3 protein-coding genes and 1 pseudogene are annotated in these 3141 nt (G+C 43.7%); 2 read left to right on the plus strand and 2 right to left on the minus strand.

Annotated elements, in window-relative coordinates:
- Positions 1-33: 33 nt before the first annotated feature.
- Positions 34-369, minus strand: coding sequence for a hypothetical protein (locus QUA40_RS28135; RefSeq protein ID WP_333131921.1), 336 nt, complete (start codon positions 367-369; stop codon positions 34-36).
- 180 nt (positions 370-549) lie between these two features.
- Here QUA40_RS28135 and QUA40_RS28140 point away from each other — a divergent pair, with 180 nt between their 5' ends.
- Entirely contained in the window at positions 550-2046 is a 1497-nt protein-coding gene (locus QUA40_RS28140) for a glycosyl hydrolase family 57 (RefSeq protein WP_333131923.1), read from the plus strand.
- Between the two features lie 150 nt (positions 2047-2196).
- Here QUA40_RS28140 and QUA40_RS28145 read toward each other — a convergent pair whose 3' ends face one another.
- Positions 2197-2418, minus strand: a complete 222-nt coding sequence (locus tag QUA40_RS28145) for a hypothetical protein (RefSeq protein WP_333131925.1) — start codon at positions 2416-2418, stop codon at positions 2197-2199.
- A 111-nt stretch (positions 2419-2529) separates the two neighbouring features.
- Between QUA40_RS28145 and QUA40_RS28150 the strand changes: the two are divergent.
- Positions 2530-3141, plus strand: a pseudogene (locus QUA40_RS28150) (hypothetical protein); the annotation flags it as partial.

A 3141-nucleotide genomic window follows, 5' to 3' on the forward strand; every position in this document is an offset into this window, starting at 1 on the left:
ATTGTTCGTAATTCATATTATTAAGCTAATTTTTTATTTTATTTTACCAAAGCGATCGCACTTTCGCAAGAGGTCTACTGTACCAGTTCCTTCATATACGGGAGCGTTGTAATCCATTTCCGTTGTCAAAGATACCCACATATCTTTCAAACGGTTATCCGTTTTATGAACACCAGAATTCAATTTTCTCATACACCAATGCAGCGCACCTTTTTGAATTATTACTCCCGAATTGTTCAAGTTAATTTCCGCTTGCTGAACGAGGGGAATATTCTTAGTGGGATGATAAAACTTATTAGTTTCAGGATTGATGTTATTTTGGATGTACCACAAATCCGTGGGTTCCAAAACCTTGATTTCGTATTTCATAATATACCTCGCCTATTTGCTTAAAATGTGTTAAAGATTTGACCCATGATTTGGGGCTTTTGCGCTCCCGAAATTATCTTGTGAAATTTATCTTTTGCAGACATCATCTGCTACTGTTAAATTATCTAGCTATCTTAGCAATAGCAGACAGCGCCCCTCCACAATTGTTGAGAAAAATTTATGCCTGCGATCGCACAATCTCCCAATTTACCGATTTTACAAGAAATCAACTCAGGATTACCCAATATTTGCGGCTCCGAAGCAGAAATTAAAGCCGCAGCCAATAGCAACGAACCTGTCTTTCTACCTACCACAAATCTGCGCCTCGAGAATATTCAAGCCGGATTCGCCTGCGCCCTGCATATGCACCAACCCACAATTCCTGCAGGTGCAAACGGCGAACTAATCTGCAATCTTCAGAATATGTTTGAACATCCCAACCAAGGAGATAACCACAACGCCGGAGTCTTTGCTTGGTGCTATTCCCGCATGGGAGAATTTATTCCCCAACTGATTGCCGAAGGCTGCAACCCGCGAATTATGCTCGACTATTCGGGCAATTTATTGTGGGGATTGCGCCAAATGGGACGGGACGATATCTTGGATAATCTCAAGCGGATTACCTGCGATCCTCAATATCAACCTCACGTAGAATGGCTGGGCACAATGTGGAGTCACGCCGTCATTCCCTCAACTCCCATTCCCGACATCAAACTCCAAATTCAAGCATGGCAACATCATTTTGCGGCAATTTTTGGCTTGGACGCCCTGAAGCGGGTTAAAGGTTTTTCACCCCCTGAAATGCACTTCCCCAATCATCCTGATACACTTTACGAATACATCAAAGCTTTGAAAGAATGCGGCTATCGCTGGCTGATGGTGCAAGAACATTCTGTAGAAAATCCCGACGGTTCGGGATTGTCGCAAGACCAAAAATATATTCCCAACCGTTTAGTTGCCCGCAATTCTCACGGCGAAACAATCAGCATCACAGCTTTGATTAAAACTCAAGGTTCGGATACGAAATTGGTCGGTCAAATGCAGCCGTATTACGAAGCAAAAGGACGCAATAAACAGCAAATTGGCAATGTCACAGTTCCTTCTTTAGTTACTCAGATTGCCGACGGCGAAAATGGCGGTGTGATGATGAATGAATTTCCCAGCGCCTTTGTCAAAGCTTGGCACGAAAACCGCGAACAAGGCGGCGGAAAATCCGGCGTTGTTGGTTTAAACGGCACTGAATATTTGGAGATAATTGAAGCGGCGGGCGTCAATCCTGACGATTATCCTGTGTGTCAGGGGATTAACCAGCACAAAATCTGGCAGCTAGTCGATCCCGACAGTGCGACGCCGGAAAAAGTGGAAAGTGCGATCGCCCAACTCAAGCAAACAGACCATAATTTTCATATGGATGGTGCTTCTTGGACTAACGATTTGAGTTGGGTGAAAGGCTACGAAAATGTCTTGGAACCGATGAATCTACTCAGCGCTGCATTTCACAAAAAATACGACTCGCTGGTGCAGCAAGATGCGACCGTTACCAAGCAGTTTGAATACCAGCAAGCTTTGCTTTACAACTTGTTGGTGCAAACAAGCTGTTTCCGCTATTGGGGACAGGGAACTTGGACTGATTACGCGCGCGAACTTTACAACCGCGGCGCTGCTTTAATGAAGTAGGAAAAGTTGGTAATTGCGATCGGGCAAATAGCTTGGAGCAATTATTAGCGTTCGTATTTATGCAGGAACACTATATATAGTGTGCCTGCATAAGTCCTGTATAGAGTGGGGCTAGCAAGATGCACACCCCACTAGATAACGCGAGTTTCGTTAAACCTTGGTCAGGAGTTCGTAGATAGCTGTTTTTGTTTTCGTCGATTTGACTACTCCAGCATCCTGGATATATTGCAAGAGGCGTAGGGCTTCTTCAAGTTTGTTGGTAGCATCCATAACGAGTGGATGACGAGACATTTTAAGGTCTTTGATCAAGGTGGAGATTGGCTTGTCTATGCAAAGAGACAGTTGTTGGTAGTTGGATTGCTGTTTCGTCATATCTTTTAGACTTTTGAATCAGTACATCTATAGCTTTGCACTCCCATAGCTGGTCGCTTCCAAACAAAGGTTAGGAAGTTTGTTAGGATTTTCTGTTAGGGACTTGATCGTGTGGTAACGATGGTACGCACTGCAAATTCATCCGAAGAGTTATTTGCCGAAGCCGCAACTAATTGGGATCTGCAAAAGTTATACAAAGACTTAGCCGTTGCCAAGCGAGAGTTTGGGCCTCACAAGAGACGGGGACTCACAGACACAGAAAAGAAACATCTGCATGGATTACTTTGTGGTTATAGTCCTGCTGAAATGGCTGGAAAGCTACATAAAAGTGCTAGAGGAGTGGAATCTGACCTGTGTAGCACAATATATCGGTATGTTGAACAACTGACCAAACAACCACTCAATACCCTAAAAAATTGGCGGGATATTCCTGAATGGTTGCAACAAACTGGATACAAAAAACAAGTATTTGATGCAGTTGATGGTGAGAAGGCGATCGCCTCCTCTTCTTCAGAGGATATAGAGGCGCTGGTGGAGAAAGTGCGATCGCATTTCAAAAAAACGCTCCAAGACCAGTGTGCAAACTTATGCACCTTTAACCTCTCCTATACTCCTATGCTGGGAAATCTTAGCAGGATGTATGTTCGGGAGCGTGTCACTTTTGCAACAAGTATAAATGCTCAGAAAAAGCAGAATAGTAGTTTTGAGCTATTGTTGAGCAAA

Source organism: Microcoleus sp. Pol11C3 (assembly GCF_036701485.1).
Lineage (GTDB): Bacteria > Cyanobacteriota > Cyanobacteriia > Cyanobacteriales > Microcoleaceae > Microcoleus.

What these genes read in the sequence shown, in the direction of transcription:
- QUA40_RS28135 (WP_333131921.1), bottom strand. Translation starts at nt 369, where the DNA reads ATGAAATACGAAATCAAGGTTTTGGAACCCACGGATTTGTGGTACATC.
- QUA40_RS28140 (WP_333131923.1), top strand. Translation starts at nt 550, where the DNA reads ATGCCTGCGATCGCACAATCTCCCAATTTACCGATTTTACAAGAAATC.
- QUA40_RS28145 (WP_333131925.1), bottom strand. Translation starts at nt 2,418, where the DNA reads ATGACGAAACAGCAATCCAACTACCAACAACTGTCTCTTTGCATAGAC.